Raw genomic sequence first — 15,154 nt, forward strand, 5'->3', positions numbered from 1 at the left:
TTTTTTATTTTGCAAAAGGATTGAAGTGATTTTAAGATGTTAGATTATATTATAGTCGGAAGTGGAATTGCCGGATTGTGCTTTGCCGAGATTGCACTTGAGGCAGGAAAGAAAGTACTTCTTTTTGAAAATGACAGCTTGCACACATCAGCTACAGCCGCGGGTGTTTACAACCCCATAATTCTCAAAAGATACAGTGTTTTATCAGATGCCCAAGAGCAATTGAATGTCTCACGGGCCTTTTTCTCTTCGGTACAAAATCGGCTTGGCGTCAATCTGCTTACTGATATTCCTGTGCTTCGAAGATTCTCGTCCATCTCTGAGCAGAACGATTGGTTCCAGGCTATGGATAAACCAGGCGCAACGCCATTCATGTCAAATAAATTGGTTCCGAATTCAAATGCTCAAATCGAAGCATCTTTCGGTTTTGGTGAAGTACTGCAAACCGGATTTGTCGATACGGCTAAGTTCGTCGATACGTTACGAGCCGATTATATAAAATCAGGACATCTTATTAAAGAAACTTTCGCTTATAAATGGCTGGAACTTACCAATGATAGTTTCGCCTATAAAAACTTCACGGCAAAGAAAATTGTTTTCGCAGAAGGTTTCGGAATCAACCACAATCCATTTTTCGATGTTCTTCCGCTGGCAGGAACAAAAGGCGAAATCCTGACGGTTAAAATCAAAAATCTTGCAGTAAAAGAAATCATCAAAGCGGGTGTGTTCATACTTCCGTTAGGCAATGATGTATATCGTATCGGGTCTACCTATGAATGGAACGACAAAACAGAAAATCCTACCGAGGCTGCAAAAGAACAATTGCTGCAATCGTTGTCAGAACTTACCAAACTACCTGTTGAGCTTGTAGATCATCTTGCAGGAATCCGCCCGACCACAACAGACAGAAAACCTATCATCGGCTCACATCCAAAGCATCAAAATATGAATGTCTTAAACGGATTAGGGACAAGAGGTGTTATGCTCGGGCCTTATTGTGCAAATCAACTATTCAACTACATTGAAAGCGGAATAGAAATCAATCCCCAGATGGATATTGCCAGATTCAGTGGCCTTTTTGCGTCTTAGGATCGTAATTGACAAACAGGTTGATGTAGATATTTCTCGAAACCCTCGTGATGATCGGCATCAGTAAAAACAAAAGCCCGAAGATCCATCCGAAAGAATGCAGCATTCCAATTCCAGACAATTGGCATATTCCAAAAATCAGGATACCGAGAGCCACACCAACCGCATAACTCACATACATGGCCCCGAAAAAAAACGAAGGTTCCATTTTGTACATCAATCCGCAATTGCGGCAACGTTCATGCATTTTGAGATTGTCGGCCAGCGCATAAGGGTTCTTATTCACAAACATTTTATCACTTTGGCAACGCGGACAAGTTCCTGTTAAAATGCTATACAGTTTGCTTCCTTTTTTTAACATTTGCAAAAATTTTTATGGGATCTAAAAAGCACTGCAAAGATACGCTATCCCAATCGTAACCATACACCTAAATGCTCAACATTCACAACCTGTCCGTTTCTTTTGGCGGCACGTATTTATTTGAAGAAGTAACGTTCCGATTGGGCGCCGGCGACCGTGTTGGGCTTGTCGGTAAAAACGGGGCCGGCAAGTCAACGATGCTCAAAATGCTTGCCCGTGATTTTGCCCCGGATTCCGGAACTATCGCTACGGAAAAGGAAGTTCGCATAGGTTTTTTACGCCAGGATATCGATTTTGAGCAAGGCCGCACCGTTCTTGAAGAAGCCTATCAGGCATTCACCGACATCAAGGCGGCAGAGAAGAAACTAGAAGAAATCAACCATCAGTTGGTGACACGCACAGATTACGAAAGTGATTCCTATTCAAAGCTGATAGAAGACCTTTCAGATTATACCCATCGTTTCGAATTGCTCGGCGGATACGATTACGTAGGAAACACCGAAAAAATCCTGCTCGGCCTCGGATTCAAACGCGAAGAATTCAATAATTACACAGACACTTTTTCGGGCGGATGGCGCATGCGTATCGAACTTGCAAAATTGTTGCTTCAGAACAACGATATTTTGCTTCTGGATGAGCCGACGAACCACCTCGATATCGAATCCATTATTTGGCTCGAAAGTTTCCTGAGGAATTTTCCCGGAGTCGTCGTCATCGTTTCCCACGATAAGATGTTCCTCGATAACGTGACCAACCGCACCATTGAGATATCACTTGGAAAAGCTTATGATTTCGCAAAGCCGTATTCGCAGTATCTGTTACTCCGCGGTGAAATACGTGAAAAGCAATTGGCCACACAACGCAACCAGCAGAAGAAAATAGAGGAAACCGAAAAACTGATCGAAAAATTCCGCGCCAAAGCCTCGAAAGCTTCCATGGCGCAGTCGCTTATCAAGAAACTGGACAAGGTGGAACGCATCGAAGTGGACGAAGAAGATACATCGGTCATGAACATATCGTTTCCGGTTTCCATTACACCCGGACGTGTGGTAATTGAAGCCGACCATGTTTCCAAAAGCTATGGCGAAAAGAATATCCTCCGCGACATTTCACTGCTTGTCGAACGCGGCAGCAAAATAGCTTTCGTCGGACAAAACGGCCAAGGCAAATCGACGTTCATCAAAGCACTTGTGAAAGACATCGATTACACGGGCGTCATCAAACTGGGCCACAATGTCCAGCTCGGTTATTTTGCACAGAACCAGGCCGAACACCTCGACGGGGAAATCACGCTACTTGAAACCATGCAGGAGGCCGCGACCGATACCAATCGATCCAAAGTACGCGATATGCTCGGTGCTTTTTTATTCCGCGGTGACGATGTCGATAAAAAGGTAAAAGTACTTTCGGGCGGTGAACGGAACCGACTGGCTCTTTGTAAATTGTTGCTTCAGCCCATCAATGTGTTGCTGATGGACGAACCTACGAACCACCTCGACATCAAATCCAAAAACGTCCTCAAGGCAGCGCTGCAGAAATATGAAGGAACGCTGTTGCTTGTTTCCCACGACCGTGATTTCCTGCAGGGAATGTCGAACATAGTCTATGAATTCCGCGACCACAAAATACGCGAATATCTGGGTGACATCAACTTTTTCCTCGAGCAGCGCAATATGGAAAACATGCGTGAAGTCGAGAAACGCGAGGTGAAAAAGGAAACTCCGAAAGAAGCCGTAAAAGTTTCGTTCGAAGACCAGAAGAAAAACAAGACACTCCAAAATCGGCTGAGTAAAATCGAAAGCCAGATCTCCCAACTCGAGAACGACATCCGTAAAGACGACAAAGCACTCGAATCAAACTACGACAAACACATAGAAGACGCCAGTTTCTTCACGGCTTACAACCGCAAAAAAGCCGATCTGGAGAAACTTATGGAAGAGTGGGAGAAAGTCCAGGAAGAAATGGAATCCTGATTTATGCAGTTGTTGGGGTTGGCCGCCCTGAATCTACAAACCTGTCGTTGACAATTTTTTTCCAAAAAATAATTTTGTCAATAGGCATTGACAATTTTTTCCTGACACTTTTTTTTGTCAAAGAAAAATTGTCAGGATTTTAATCACGCTTTATTTGTGGTGTGTTGACTTGGAGATACAGCATTTATGAAATCAGCCCAATCCGTTTCGAATGCTCGATCGCTTCATGGCTGTCGCGGAAATAACAAGTGGCAACATTCATCGATTCCATGTTTTTTAATGCTTCAACCGCTTTTCCTTTTTTTTCGCTTCCCGTCTGTCGGATGTAGACCGCAATCACGTTGACCGGAAAAATCTTGCAGATGTCTTCATACAAAAAAGGGTCGTGCTGGGAATCATCACCCAGCAACGTATATTTTAAATGCGGATAAAATTCCAGGATGTGCTTGATCTTTTCGAATTTATGATTGTGGTCGCCTCGACCGGTCACGAAAAAATCGAGCAGGCTGGTCTTGATGTCCTTCAAAAGCAATACGGCCCGTGGTAAATCATGTAATTCCGTGAAGTCCACGATAAACCGGTACAGGTTCCATTCACTGCTTGAGACATAGAAAAAAGCATTTTCCTCATTTTTATTGTTACGGCCGGCAGTACTCAATGCCTGGTAATGCGGCACGGCACCTTCAAAAACCTTTCGGCTGTTGACATTACGGAACAATAAGATGTAAAGTTTTTTGAACGGATTCCGGGTGTGGGAAACCAGGAAGGTATCGTCTATATCTGAAATAAAACCAAGGTTTCCCGTATGTGGGCGTACAAAGCTGCTTTTGGTCACAATCTCTTTTCCGTTGTAATGCAGGCTCACGCGGTAATCCATCCAACCGTAATCTACATCAGGGATACCGTCTCCATCTTTGTCTTTTGACTTGATCGGGATAGAGAATTTAAAATACCCGTCGTCGAGTGTCTTGGTGTGGATGGTTTCGTCGTTCAGGTGAAGATATACATCGGCATTCTTTTGGGTCTTGATCCGATACATCCGGATGACCGACCTGGCATTGCGGAACCTTTTCTTCTGGAAATCATACTCGGCTCGTGTCGTCGGACGGAATACATGACCCATTACAATCAGTTCTTCCTCGTTGGCATAACCACGGTACAATTTCAATAAAGGCTTCATTAAATGAATTATATTTGAGTAGATAACAAGTTACGATTTTTTGTAAAGCCGTCCCAAATGAATTCCTCACGTAAATACCTGTTTGTAGTAAACCCGATTTCGGGCGACCTCGATAAAAGCGACATGATCCAGTCTGTACAGGCTGCGGCCAAAGACCGGAACATTGAAATCCATGTTTTTGAAACCGACGGAAAGAACGACGAAACCCAAATCAGGGATTGGTATGATGCAAACAAGCCGGAACGGGTATTGGTTGCAGGCGGGGACGGAACCATAAAAATGGTGGCGGAAACCCTTGAAGACTGCGATGTGATCTTTGGGCTCATTCCGGCAGGTTCGGCTAACGGATTATCAGTCGATCTTGAATTCCCGACAGATTTTGAGGCCGTAATCGATATTGCTTTCGACGGAAAACCCAAAGCCATCGACATGGTTTGCATCAACAACATCAAAAGCATCCACCTGAGTGATCTTGGGCTTAATGCATCACTCGTTAAAAATTACGAACAAAGTTCCATCCGCGGGAAAATAGGATATGCGTTGCAAAGCATCAATACCTTAAAAGAAGAAGGTGAGCCTTTCAATGTGCGTATTGAAGCCAATGGTGGAATCATTGAATCGGAAGCACGAATGGTCGTTGTGGCCAATTCACAGAAATACGGAACCGGAGTCGTCATCAATCCAATGGGAAAACTCGACGACGGCAAGTTCGAGATTGTATTGCTCAAAACACTCGACCTGATCCTTTTTGGAAAAATCATAACTGGGAATATGCCTTTGGATACGGGTGAGATCGAAATCATTTCTACAGATAAAGCAACCATAACCACAAACGTTCCCATTCATTTCCAGGTCGACGGGGAATATTGTGGCGAAGAATCAAAGCTCGATGTGTATATGTTGCCGGGGCAAATGAAAATCGCTCATCCTTTACCAGCGGAATGATTCCGAAAACCTGCTTGATATATTTGTATTTGATGTGGGCTGCAACGCTTCCGGCCTTTTCGCAATCGACGCTTTGTGAAGAGAATTCCGTCCTGTACAGCAATTGCTACACGCTGAATGCAGATGGTACATTTTCCTTCCGCTATTCGGGTTGCGGTCAGGTCGAGTTGGCTCGGGGCACCTTTATCAAAAAAGGGAAATCGATACGGTTCCATTTTGATGAAATGGAGATTCCTCAGATTGAAATCAATAAATCGAGGCTCGATACGCTTGCAAATAGGCTCCTTATACATGTATTTTTTCTGGAAGATGGCGAGCCTTCCCCGTTTACAAAGATTGATTATAACGGAAAAACATATGAAACAGATTGGAGCGGCCGACGGGAATTGGATTACACCGGCGGGACAATTACGGTATACAGTCTTTATGGATCTTCTACCACTATCGATCCGAAATCAGGTGATGACAATTTTTATGAAATACGATTTCCTACGCCCGGCCCGATATTTCTTAAAGGTGGAACAACTATAGAAATGAAAAGAAAAGGTGAAAAATATCTGCTGAAGGAAAAACTCCAACAAGACGGTCGCAGCAAAACCAGAAAAGTTCTTTACAGTTTCCGGTGAATCTATTTGAACGGATGCCGTTGCTGCCATATCAGTTCAGGTTCCAATCTTGGAAAAATCTTCGGCAGCAAAGAATCGATGAATTTATTCCGGTGCTTCATAAACCCAAAAACTTCTTTTGGAACCGCACCGACACTGCTTTTGATTTCGAGTGCCGTGCGCGCAAAAACAATCTGGGTGAACGTATTTGAAATGGCGAACGATATCATGTCGTACAGCATATTCAGATACAACATGTGTTCTTTCTGGACATTGTCGTCATAACCCAGAAAATACGTGTCGAGCACGCATCCGTTACGGATTATGGTTTTGAAACCAATTAACGCATCCTCTTTAAAATACCCGAACAGCATAAAAGCTTCACCAAGGTTCTTCTTGAGGCTTTCAAAATGATTCTTCGCGAGGAAGAACGTATTGAAAGGCGCATTCCGGGCTACGTGGTCATACAAGTCGTAAAGCTGGTCTTCAAACAAAATGATTTCCGGCAGATTCAGTTCACGACAAACAATTCCGGCCGCTTTTTTAAGCGCGCGTTTGTATTGGTCGCGGTATTTTTTGTTCAGTGCCGATACGTAATCGTCCATCGTTTTCCAATTCTCGGGTATGTCCAGAACCATATTCGGCTGGGTCGAGAATGTATACAGATTTGAAAATCCGGCTTCTTCGAAATGTTTTGTATCGTTTGGGCCGAAATCCTTGAATGTGATTAGGTGTATCTTTTGGTTTCTGTCAGCTAATAATTTACAGATGGCATCGGCGGCAGGCAAAAGAGAGGCAATGATTGTTTTTCTATCGACCGAAACATCATGGAAAAACGCATTTTGTCCCGTAAGCATATTGTTTCCGATGAACAGCACGCGGCTGCTGAAGCTATGGAACAGGAAATCGCGGACCATCGTTTTAAAACATCTGTCCCTGTCACCAAACGATTCCAGTTTTTCCAGATTGAGATATTGCGCAAGTGCACCGCCAATCAATTTTTCATCGGCATAAAAACCAATGTAGAAACACTGCATATTTTCGGGAGCCGATTCTGCCAGGACTTGAAGATAATTCTTGGAAAGGAATAGATTTTCCGGTGATTCGGCTGAATCTGGAAACAATTCCCGGGACGTTTCGAAAATTTTGTAAGCGACTGGTTCCAATGCTGCAAAGTTGCGGAATAAAAATGAGCGACCACAAAAGCCGCTCATAATTTATGTTTTGAATATCGATTAAACCCAGCCGCACACAATGGCACCCATAACGGCACAAGTCAGTACCCAGTATCCGCCGGTGATCAATACATATTTGAAACTGCGGTTTTCATATAGGGCACCAACACCCATTATAGGAGTAATGAAAAACAATCCGACCATCGTTCCGTGTAAAGCGCCATGCTTGAACGTGCGGAAAGCCGTTCCGTAATCTGCCATGAATGCCGTAAATGAGGGAAGTGCTTTTGTCGGATCTCCTCCGACCATTCCAATGGCGCCGAACTGATGTATGACCATCATTTGTATAAAGAAAGCCACAAAGAAAGAATAGACAAACGTAAGCCCAAACATTTTGATCATGTTGGGTTTAACGTTCGGATCCGGCGTGAATTTGATTTCGCGCATCCAGGCGTTTCCGAATACTTTCGGGTTGTACCAAATCATTCCTGTCACCAATGATGACAAAGCGGCCACTAAAACTGCGTAAAAATTGATTTCCATAAGGTTGATTTATTATTGGTTTCATCAAAAATAACTAAAAATTTTAAGGAATTGAAAATCAGACATTATGTCCAAAAATGCATAATTGTAAGAAAATACATTTAAAATAAAATAAAACAATGCATTTCGTCGATTATTTTTGCTCATTGTCGATTATGTGTGTACGTTTACACCAACAAAATATCCCTAAATCAACCGATCATGAAAAAATTTACCTTACTCTTTATGCTGATGGCTTCCGCTTCACTGATGGCCAACATTTCAGCAGCCGAAAAAATTGCGTTGGTACGTTTATATAAAAGCACCAATGGAAAGAACTGGACAAACAAATGGGACCTGAAACAGCCGGAAACGACCTGGTATGGTGTCAAGATCCAGAACGACAAAGTGGTTTCCATCGATTTGTCGAACAACAACCTTAAAGGCGAAATCCCAAGTGAAATTGGAAACCTTACAGGTCTTATCCGCCTGAACTTTTTCAAGAACCAATTGAGCGGAACCGTTCCTGCCGAAATCGGGAAACTGAAATCATTGATGTTCCTGAACCTGGCGTTCAACAAATTCACCGGAGAAATCCCTGCAACCGTAGGGGAATTGACTTCTTTGAAATCTATGGAGCTTTCCATGAATAGTTTTTCAGGACAACTTCCTGCTTCTATAGGGAAGTGTTCAAGGCTTCAGACACTTGCGGTTTACAACAACGAGCTTGCAGGTCAGATTCCAACTGAAATCTATAAACTGAATTCACTGAAAGTACTTTTGCTAAGCAGCAATAAATTCACAGGAAAACTAAGCCGTGAAGTCGCTAACCTGACTTCATTGGAAAATCTGAGTTTGTTTGAGAACAATCTTGAAGGACAAGTTCCTTTCGCCCTTGAAAAATTAGGGTCACTTAAAGAAATGAACATTTCCTACAACAAATTCAATGGTCCGGTTTCACACCAGCTTGCCCAGCTTGACGTGATGCACATGAAAATGATCAACGAACAAGGCCTTGCAGTGAATCTTCCGGTAGAAGACAAGACATCTGCAGTTGCCGAAGAAGAATAAACTTCACCCTCATCATAAGTTAAAATTCGAGTTAATGAAAAAGCCTGCGTCAGCAGGCTTTTTTAATCAAATCAATGAATCATCAATTCAACACCCGAGGCGCAGCCGAATTGTATGGAGCGCAGCGGAATAAAATCAACAATCTCAAATGATTATTGCTTCAGTAATTGCAATTCTATTTCGAAACGGACATCTTCGCTTACCAAAACGCCTCCGGTTTCCAAAGCTGCATTCCAGTTGAGTCCCCAATCTTTACGGTTTACTTTTCCGGTCAAGGACAAACCTGCTTTTGTATTTCCCCAAGGGTCTTTCTGCAATCCGCCGAAATCTGCATTCAGCGTGATTTCTTTGGTTACGCCGTGAAGCGTAAGATTTCCTTTGAGTTTGTAATCAGATCCCGATTCCTGGGTGAATGAGGTAGATTCAAAAGTGACGGTCGGGAATTGCTCCGCGTCAAAAAAGTCGGCGCTTTTCAAATGGTTGTCACGATCGGCATTTCCGGTATTGATAGAAGCAGTTTGGGCCGTGAATGATGCTTTTGCATTTTCCAAGGAATCGCCTTCGGTTTCCAATTGTCCTTCAAACGTTTCGAATTTACCCGTAACGTTGGTGAACATCATGTGTTTTACTTTAAAATTGATTTCTGAGTGTGAGGCGTCGATAGCCCATTTTGTTGTAGACATTTTAAAAATTATTTATTGTTATTATTATTTTTTATTTATTGGATTGCCATTGGAACTTCCATCAGCAGGATTTCGGCTCCTTGTGTGTTGGCAATGATGTCGATTGATGCCGTATCCCATATCCCAAGACCGTCGCGCTCGTCGAGTTTGATGTTGCCCATAGTGAAACTTCCTTTGAGTACGAAGGCATAGATTCCGTTTCCGGCTTTTTTTAGATCATACACAACAGACTTTCCTTCGTCGAAAGTTCCCAGATGGAACCATGCATCCTGATGGATCCAAACGCCTGCATCTTCCGGATTCGGAGAAAGGATCTGTTGCAATTGATTCTGGCGGTCTTCCGGATTCAACGTAATCTGGTCGTAACGAGGCGTTACATTCCTTTTGTTCGGATATACCCAAATCTGTAAAAACTTAGTCAATCGGTCGTCGTTGCGGTTGTATTCACTGTGATAAATCCCGGTTCCGGCGCTCATAGCCTGAATGTCTCCGTTGCGGATAACAGCGGTATTTCCCATACTGTCTTTGTGCTCCAGGTCACCTTCCAGCGGAATCGAGATGATTTCCATATTGTCGTGCGGATGTGTCCCGAAACCTTTTCCGGCCGCAACCTGATCGTCGTTCAAAACGCGCAATACGCCAAAGTGCATGCGTTCCGGATTGTGATAATTGGCAAAACTGAACGAATGATGTGACTTTAGCCAGCCGTGATCGGCCAATCCGCGTGAATCTGCCTTATGCAAAACCGTATTTTCAAGGATTTTGGTTTTTTCGTTCGGCAGGTGGTTATATCCTATCGGTTCGAGTTCTTTTATTTCGTCGATGTCGTTTTTAAGCACATCTCCAAGTGCGGCCGAAGTGACGAACATTCCTGCTCCCATAAGGCCTTTTTTGATAAAATCTTTTCTTTCCATGATATGCGTGTTGTTATTTTTACAAGGCAAATTTCCGTCAGAAATAACTTGTGGGCATTGAACTAGGACAAGAAATGGATTTTGGATTTACTTCGTTGCGCTCCGTATAGTTCCGTTGCGCCTCGGATGTTGGAAATCTTCGTTGTTAGAGCTATGCAGGCTTATTTTGACAAGTTGCATCGTGAAATTGAGTCTGTCGGGAATCTTTGACAAAATGCTCGCGACAATTTATTTTGTCGGAGGTGATATGTCGGGAATCTTTGACAAAATATGTGAGACAAATTATTTTGTCGGAACTGAAATGTCGCGAATCTTTGACAAAAGCTTTTTAAAAACACGTCTTGTCAGAGTGTAGTCCAGGGCTTAGGGAAAATTTTCAGCTACGGTTTTTGTATGATTCGATTTTATCGGTGCGCTAATTTTTTTCTCACCTTGGATAAGAATTCAGGTGAAATGCCAAGATAAGAAGCGATGTAATGTTGGGGCACACGTTGCGGCAACGACGGATACTGCTCAAGGAATTCCAGATATTTCTGTGATGCACTCTTGGAAATCGAAGCGAACAACCTGTCCTGTGTCACGGCGAGATTGCGCTGCATCAGGATTCGGAAAACCCGTTCGAATTTTGGCACTCGCCTGTATAATTCTTCCTTATCATCCGGCGACATGGTGAACAATTCGGAATCTTCTATGGTTTCGATAAACACGCGGCTTGGCTTCGGGTCGTAAATGCTGAATGAAATATCGCCTATCCACGAATCTTCCACACCGAACTGGATAATGAGTTCGGTTCCGTCCGGATCGATGTAATATTTACGCAGGCAGCCTTTGATGACGAAAGCCTCGAAGTTGCATTTCTCGCCCTCATGGAGCAATATTGTCTTTTTATGTACCGATTGAAGTTTGAGCAGGCTGTTGAATATACCGAGTTCCTCATCGGTAAAACGTACATACCTGGAAACGTTGCGGTTGATGGTTTCGTACAAAGTATTGTCCATAGCTATAAAGGTATCTATTTTTAAAAAGACTTTCGGGCCTTTGCATTGTGGTTTTGCGTAATTTTGCAGCACTTAAGGCCATCGGTCCATTAAAATATTCAGCATATGATTGTTGAGCAGACTTTCCGGAATCCGTTCCAGATACAAATTTCATTTCACAAGGTAATCGAAGCACTTGAAGAGATTGCAGCATCGAATGTAGATTACCGTGCACTTTACGCCAAAGGCTTGTTGGCAGAAGTGAATAAGGTTCCCGAATTACGCAGCGGAATCATTTCAAAAGAAACCGTGGATACTAATGAAGAACTTATCCGGCATTTGTTAGCCGATTTGTTTCCGACGGCACTCACGAACAACGAGATCAAAGCAGTTACCATACCTTTCAATACGGTCGTATTCAATAAAACCCAACGTTTCGAGCGCATCCTTTCGGAAGCCGGAACAGATTTCGACATCCGGATACGCGATATGGACGAGCATCATTTTTACGTGCTCAGCTGCTGTATGATCCTCAAGTTTTTTTACGGATACAACCTTGATTTCGCGCTCCCCGTTTTTTACGATATCCCTACCGCCGATGGTGCGCACCGCCATTACCGCATTCTTTACAACGGCGATTTCCTTGAGATTTTCCCGACGCGTCAATCCATTCCGATAACTCCGGAAGATGTGGATGTACTTATGGACAATTTCGACAACCTCGATATGTGGCTCGAAAAATTCCCGCCCCAAACGTGGCAACTAAGTGGTTTCGGAATTATGACGCTTTATGATACTACTGTCGAAAGTGCCGTTTCCCTGCTCAAGGAAAACCTGCTTTTGAACCGCAAGAAGCATGAAGGCGATGGATCGATGGAACAGACATTCCGTTCTATACTCAATGTTCCCGATCTTAAGATCGGGTTCACCGAATTCATATCGGACGGAAACCGGATGCGCCAGGCCAATTTCGCCCAAAAGGTGCCGAGCTATCTTATGTCGTGCAAGGATTCGCTTTCGTGCGGCGATGTACTCAACGGAAAATCGTTCAATACGCTTATCGACAGCCAAAAGTATTATGCCATTTCCGACGTGCGTGCCTATGGTGAAAAACATCCCGAAGAAAAAGCCCTGACAGATCATTTGTTGTCCCAGGGAATCGAAAGCTGCGTGTTTGCGCCTATCGTCAAAAATGAACGCCTTTTAGGGATTGTCGAACTCGTTTCGTTCAAAGCCAAACAATTGAATTCGATCAACGCCAACAAACTCGATTACGTGCTGCCGTTTATTTCAGATACGCTCGACAGGATGTATTCGGAACGCCAGAACAAAATCGACGCGATGATCCAGAAAGAATACACCGCAATCCATCCGAGCGTTTACTGGAAGTTCCGTGAAGAAGCGGATCTGCATGCAATTCCGGGCAATGAAGACTTGCCGTTCCGCGAAATCATTTTCAAAGACGTGTATCCGCTTTATGGGCAAATCGACATCAAAGGTTCGTCCGAAGCCCGGAACGAAGCCATGGCAAAAGACCTCACCGTCCAAATTGACATCATTTTGGAACTGCTTTCTGAATTGTTGCGTTTCCATCCGTTGCCGCTCGTGGAACAACAGCAATACGAACTCGAGAAAATGCGGGCGTTACTACAGGATAAGGTGCGTGCCGATTCGGAACTCAACATCCAGAATTTCATCCAGCGCGAAATCCATCCGTTGCTCCAGCATTTCGAATCGGACCGTAAACTCAAAAAACGTATCGACGAGTATCGTTCACAACTCGATCCGTCCGTCAATATGGTGTATCGCGTGCGAAAGGATTTTGACCAGGCATTGTCATTGGTCAATAAAAAAATGGCGGCGTTGCTTGACAAAAACGAAGAATCGGCCCAGGAATTTTTCCCGCATTATTACGAACGCTTCAAGACCGATGGGGTCGAGCATACGTTATACATCGGGGCATCCATCGCTCCTCAATTACCTTATAATCCTATTTATCTTGGAAATTTAAGGTTGTGGCAGCTTCAGGCCATGTGCGATCTGGAAGTGGAATATGCCAGATTGCGTTCCGGGTTGCCGTATGAGTTCGATGTGACTTCGCTGATTCTGTTGTTCAGTTCGCCTATTGCGATCCGTTTCCGTATGGATGAAAAAAGGTTTGATGTGGACGGAACGTACAATGCGCGTTATGAAGTGGTCAAAAAACGTATCGACAAGGCCACCATAAAAGGAACCGAAGAGCGTATCACCCAACCGGGAAAAATCGTCATCGTCTATTCCCAGGATCAGGAAGAGATCGAATACCGCCGATACATTAAATTGCTGCAGCACAAAGGAAGGCTGGGTACTGGAGTGGAAGTTTTCGATGTCCAGGATTTACAAGGTGTCACCGGTTTGCGTGCGCTGCGGGTGGAAGTGCTTTATTCCGATGATAAATCAGATGTGCAATACACGTATAATGACCTTGTCCGTGAATTAGGGATGGATTAAAGATTGTAAAACGCAAGCACAAATGAAGCTACCGATACAATTATCCCAATCATGAAAATGTTGTAAGTGATCCGCAGCAGTTTGTATTTGCGATCGAGGACTTTGCCAAGCAGATACAAATCTTTGATGAGGGCCTGATGCAGATAGTCGGCATCTTCGAGCATCTCTTCCATGGCTGATATATATTCCTTCATTGGGATTTCGTTGAAGTTGCCGAAGAACAACAAATTCACCGATCGTTTTTCAATGTCTTTCCTGTCGTATTTGTACCGATGCACTTTTGGACGCGTCGACAATATGGCAAAAATGATCGAGACCACACTGAACAAGACCATGAGGAACGTCGGCATCACCAAATGCGCATTTCCCGGACTGTCCAGTTTTGGGATCAGTGTGGAAAGCGAAATCGAGATGATAATGGCGTTTACAGATAGCAGTATGTTTGCCTTACTATCTGCAATCTGGCTCAGTTGCGTATGATTGTTCAGCGTCACGCGGAATAAGGTTTCCACCCCGCGATCGGCTTTGCTTTTTTTCTTGTCTTTTTTCTTGTCGGCTTTATCCTCTTCGGCCATGTCTTTAAGTTTTTTGTTGATTTCTTCCAGATTCCTTTCTTTCTGGGTGAGCCAGTTTTTCTGTGCGTATCCGGTATGGAAAACATGCCATGTGGTAAACGCCAGTTTGTTGCCTTCAAGCCATTGCTGGTCTGTCAGTTCCTTGTTTTGGGTGTTTTCCCATTCCGTTCGCAATTGCTTTGAAATATCGGCGTAATCCGTAGAGCCAAAATGGGCGCAATCTGCATCGCGGATAATGCGTTCGGCTTCTGTTTTTGGTGTCTTGCGCAGATCTGTCGACAGGATCAATTTCTCCGTTTCAGAAACCAAAATCTCGTCTATTTGATTCGCCTGTGCAAATTCCTTGAAAATTTCCACGCTCTTCAGTTCATGGTCTTCGATTCCAATGATATACCCACTGTCATGGAACCAAGCTGCAAGCATCAGTGCTTCAGTTGTTTCCGGAGAAGCGGCTTGCTCTTTGGCCAACAGGCTGGTATAAGCCGCTACTTGCTGGGTGTGATGAATATTGTGGTAAGTATATAAGGGCGATAACTTATCTTTGAATAAATTCGTCACATAAATTTCGGCCTTTTCAATTAAATCCATTGCAGC

The 15,154-nt window shown here is 43.7% G+C and carries 14 protein-coding genes; 6 read left to right on the plus strand and 8 right to left on the minus strand.

Annotation, left to right across the window (positions count from 1 at the left end):
- Window positions 1-36 precede the first annotated feature (36 nt).
- Entirely contained in the window at window positions 37-1,089 is a 1,053-nt protein-coding gene (locus G6047_RS06010; protein WP_169526579.1) for an NAD(P)/FAD-dependent oxidoreductase, read from the plus strand.
- On the opposite strand, the gene G6047_RS06015 is transcribed toward G6047_RS06010, so the two are convergent.
- Window positions 1,067-1,450 carry a DUF983 domain-containing protein gene (locus G6047_RS06015; protein WP_169526580.1) on the minus strand — a complete coding sequence of 128 codons (384 nt, stop codon included), beginning with the start codon at window positions 1,448-1,450 and terminating at the stop codon, window positions 1,067-1,069. The two genes, G6047_RS06010 and G6047_RS06015, sit on opposite strands and share 23 nt — an antisense overlap.
- A 71-nt stretch (window positions 1,451-1,521) precedes the next feature.
- On the opposite strand from G6047_RS06015, the gene G6047_RS06020 reads away from it, so the two are divergent.
- Window positions 1,522-3,423 (plus strand): ABC-F family ATP-binding cassette domain-containing protein, encoded by a 1,902-nt coding sequence (locus tag G6047_RS06020; RefSeq protein WP_169526581.1) that lies wholly within the window; start codon window positions 1,522-1,524, stop codon window positions 3,421-3,423.
- A gap of 184 nt (window positions 3,424-3,607) precedes the next feature.
- Here the strand turns inward: G6047_RS06020 and G6047_RS06025 are convergent, their stop codons facing one another.
- Complete coding sequence (locus tag G6047_RS06025) at window positions 3,608-4,603, minus strand: App1 family protein (RefSeq protein ID WP_169526582.1); 996 nt, start codon at window positions 4,601-4,603, stop codon at window positions 3,608-3,610.
- Window positions 4,604-4,660: 57 nt separating this feature from the next.
- On the opposite strand from G6047_RS06025, the gene G6047_RS06030 reads away from it, so the two are divergent.
- Window positions 4,661-5,548 (plus strand): diacylglycerol/lipid kinase family protein, encoded by an 888-nt coding sequence (locus tag G6047_RS06030; RefSeq protein WP_169526583.1) that lies wholly within the window; start codon window positions 4,661-4,663, stop codon window positions 5,546-5,548.
- A 14-nt stretch (window positions 5,549-5,562) separates the two neighbouring features.
- Window positions 5,563-6,174, plus strand: coding sequence for a hypothetical protein (locus tag G6047_RS06035; protein ID WP_169526584.1), 612 nt, complete (start codon window positions 5,563-5,565; stop codon window positions 6,172-6,174).
- A gap of 2 nt (window positions 6,175-6,176) precedes the next feature.
- Here the strand turns inward: G6047_RS06035 and G6047_RS06040 are convergent, their stop codons facing one another.
- Window positions 6,177-7,367, minus strand: coding sequence for a peptidogalycan biosysnthesis protein (locus G6047_RS06040; protein WP_235946501.1), 1,191 nt, complete (start codon window positions 7,365-7,367; stop codon window positions 6,177-6,179).
- Window positions 7,368-7,388: 21 nt separating this feature from the next.
- Window positions 7,389-7,871: a DUF1761 domain-containing protein gene (locus tag G6047_RS06045; protein WP_169526585.1), complete on the minus strand. Its 483-nt coding sequence runs from the start codon at window positions 7,869-7,871 to the stop codon at window positions 7,389-7,391.
- Between the two features lie 201 nt (window positions 7,872-8,072).
- On the opposite strand from G6047_RS06045, the gene G6047_RS06050 reads away from it, so the two are divergent.
- Window positions 8,073-8,921 (plus strand): leucine-rich repeat domain-containing protein, encoded by an 849-nt coding sequence (locus tag G6047_RS06050; RefSeq protein ID WP_235946502.1) that lies wholly within the window; start codon window positions 8,073-8,075, stop codon window positions 8,919-8,921.
- Between the two features lie 152 nt (window positions 8,922-9,073).
- Here the strand turns inward: G6047_RS06050 and G6047_RS06055 are convergent, their stop codons facing one another.
- The 3 genes from G6047_RS06055 to G6047_RS06065 all read right to left on the minus strand — a co-directional run bounded on the left by G6047_RS06055 (window position 9,074) and on the right by G6047_RS06065 (window position 11,516).
- Window positions 9,074-9,604, minus strand: coding sequence for a YceI family protein (locus tag G6047_RS06055; protein ID WP_169526586.1), 531 nt, complete (start codon window positions 9,602-9,604; stop codon window positions 9,074-9,076).
- Between the two features lie 35 nt (window positions 9,605-9,639).
- Window positions 9,640-10,518: a pirin family protein gene (locus G6047_RS06060; protein ID WP_169526587.1), complete on the minus strand. Its 879-nt coding sequence runs from the start codon at window positions 10,516-10,518 to the stop codon at window positions 9,640-9,642.
- A gap of 404 nt (window positions 10,519-10,922) precedes the next feature.
- Window positions 10,923-11,516 (minus strand): Crp/Fnr family transcriptional regulator, encoded by a 594-nt coding sequence (locus G6047_RS06065; protein ID WP_211165390.1) that lies wholly within the window; start codon window positions 11,514-11,516, stop codon window positions 10,923-10,925.
- Window positions 11,517-11,621: 105 nt separating this feature from the next.
- Here G6047_RS06065 and G6047_RS06070 point away from each other — a divergent pair, with 105 nt between their 5' ends.
- Window positions 11,622-13,985: a GAF domain-containing protein gene (locus tag G6047_RS06070; RefSeq protein WP_169526588.1), complete on the plus strand. Its 2,364-nt coding sequence runs from the start codon at window positions 11,622-11,624 to the stop codon at window positions 13,983-13,985.
- Here G6047_RS06070 and G6047_RS06075 read toward each other — a convergent pair.
- Complete coding sequence (locus G6047_RS06075; RefSeq protein WP_169526589.1) at window positions 13,982-15,148, minus strand: Pycsar system effector family protein; 1,167 nt, start codon at window positions 15,146-15,148, stop codon at window positions 13,982-13,984. The genes G6047_RS06070 and G6047_RS06075 overlap by 4 nt on opposite strands.
- Window positions 15,149-15,154: the final 6 nt, after the last annotated feature.

The sequence above is a fragment of the Flavobacterium silvaticum genome (genome assembly GCF_012911565.1).
Classification (GTDB): Bacteria; Bacteroidota; Bacteroidia; order Flavobacteriales; family Flavobacteriaceae; genus Flavobacterium; species Flavobacterium silvaticum.

Coding starts and splice junctions, on each gene's coding strand:
- G6047_RS06010 (WP_169526579.1), top strand. CDS start 37: ATGTTAGATTATATTATAGTCGGAAGTGGAATTGCCGGATTGTGCTTT.
- G6047_RS06015 (WP_169526580.1), bottom strand. CDS start 1,450: ATGTTAAAAAAAGGAAGCAAACTGTATAGCATTTTAACAGGAACTTGT.
- G6047_RS06020 (WP_169526581.1), top strand. CDS start 1,522: ATGCTCAACATTCACAACCTGTCCGTTTCTTTTGGCGGCACGTATTTA.
- G6047_RS06025 (WP_169526582.1), bottom strand. CDS start 4,603: ATGAAGCCTTTATTGAAATTGTACCGTGGTTATGCCAACGAGGAAGAA.
- G6047_RS06030 (WP_169526583.1), top strand. CDS start 4,661: ATGAATTCCTCACGTAAATACCTGTTTGTAGTAAACCCGATTTCGGGC.
- G6047_RS06040 (WP_235946501.1), bottom strand. CDS start 7,367: ATGAGCGGCTTTTGTGGTCGCTCATTTTTATTCCGCAACTTTGCAGCA.
- G6047_RS06045 (WP_169526585.1), bottom strand. CDS start 7,871: ATGGAAATCAATTTTTACGCAGTTTTAGTGGCCGCTTTGTCATCATTG.
- G6047_RS06050 (WP_235946502.1), top strand. CDS start 8,073: ATGAAAAAATTTACCTTACTCTTTATGCTGATGGCTTCCGCTTCACTG.
- G6047_RS06055 (WP_169526586.1), bottom strand. CDS start 9,604: ATGTCTACAACAAAATGGGCTATCGACGCCTCACACTCAGAAATCAAT.
- G6047_RS06060 (WP_169526587.1), bottom strand. CDS start 10,518: ATGGAAAGAAAAGATTTTATCAAAAAAGGCCTTATGGGAGCAGGAATG.
- G6047_RS06065 (WP_211165390.1), bottom strand. CDS start 11,516: ATGGACAATACTTTGTACGAAACCATCAACCGCAACGTTTCCAGGTAT.
- G6047_RS06070 (WP_169526588.1), top strand. CDS start 11,622: ATGATTGTTGAGCAGACTTTCCGGAATCCGTTCCAGATACAAATTTCA.
- G6047_RS06075 (WP_169526589.1), bottom strand. CDS start 15,148: ATGGATTTAATTGAAAAGGCCGAAATTTATGTGACGAATTTATTCAAA.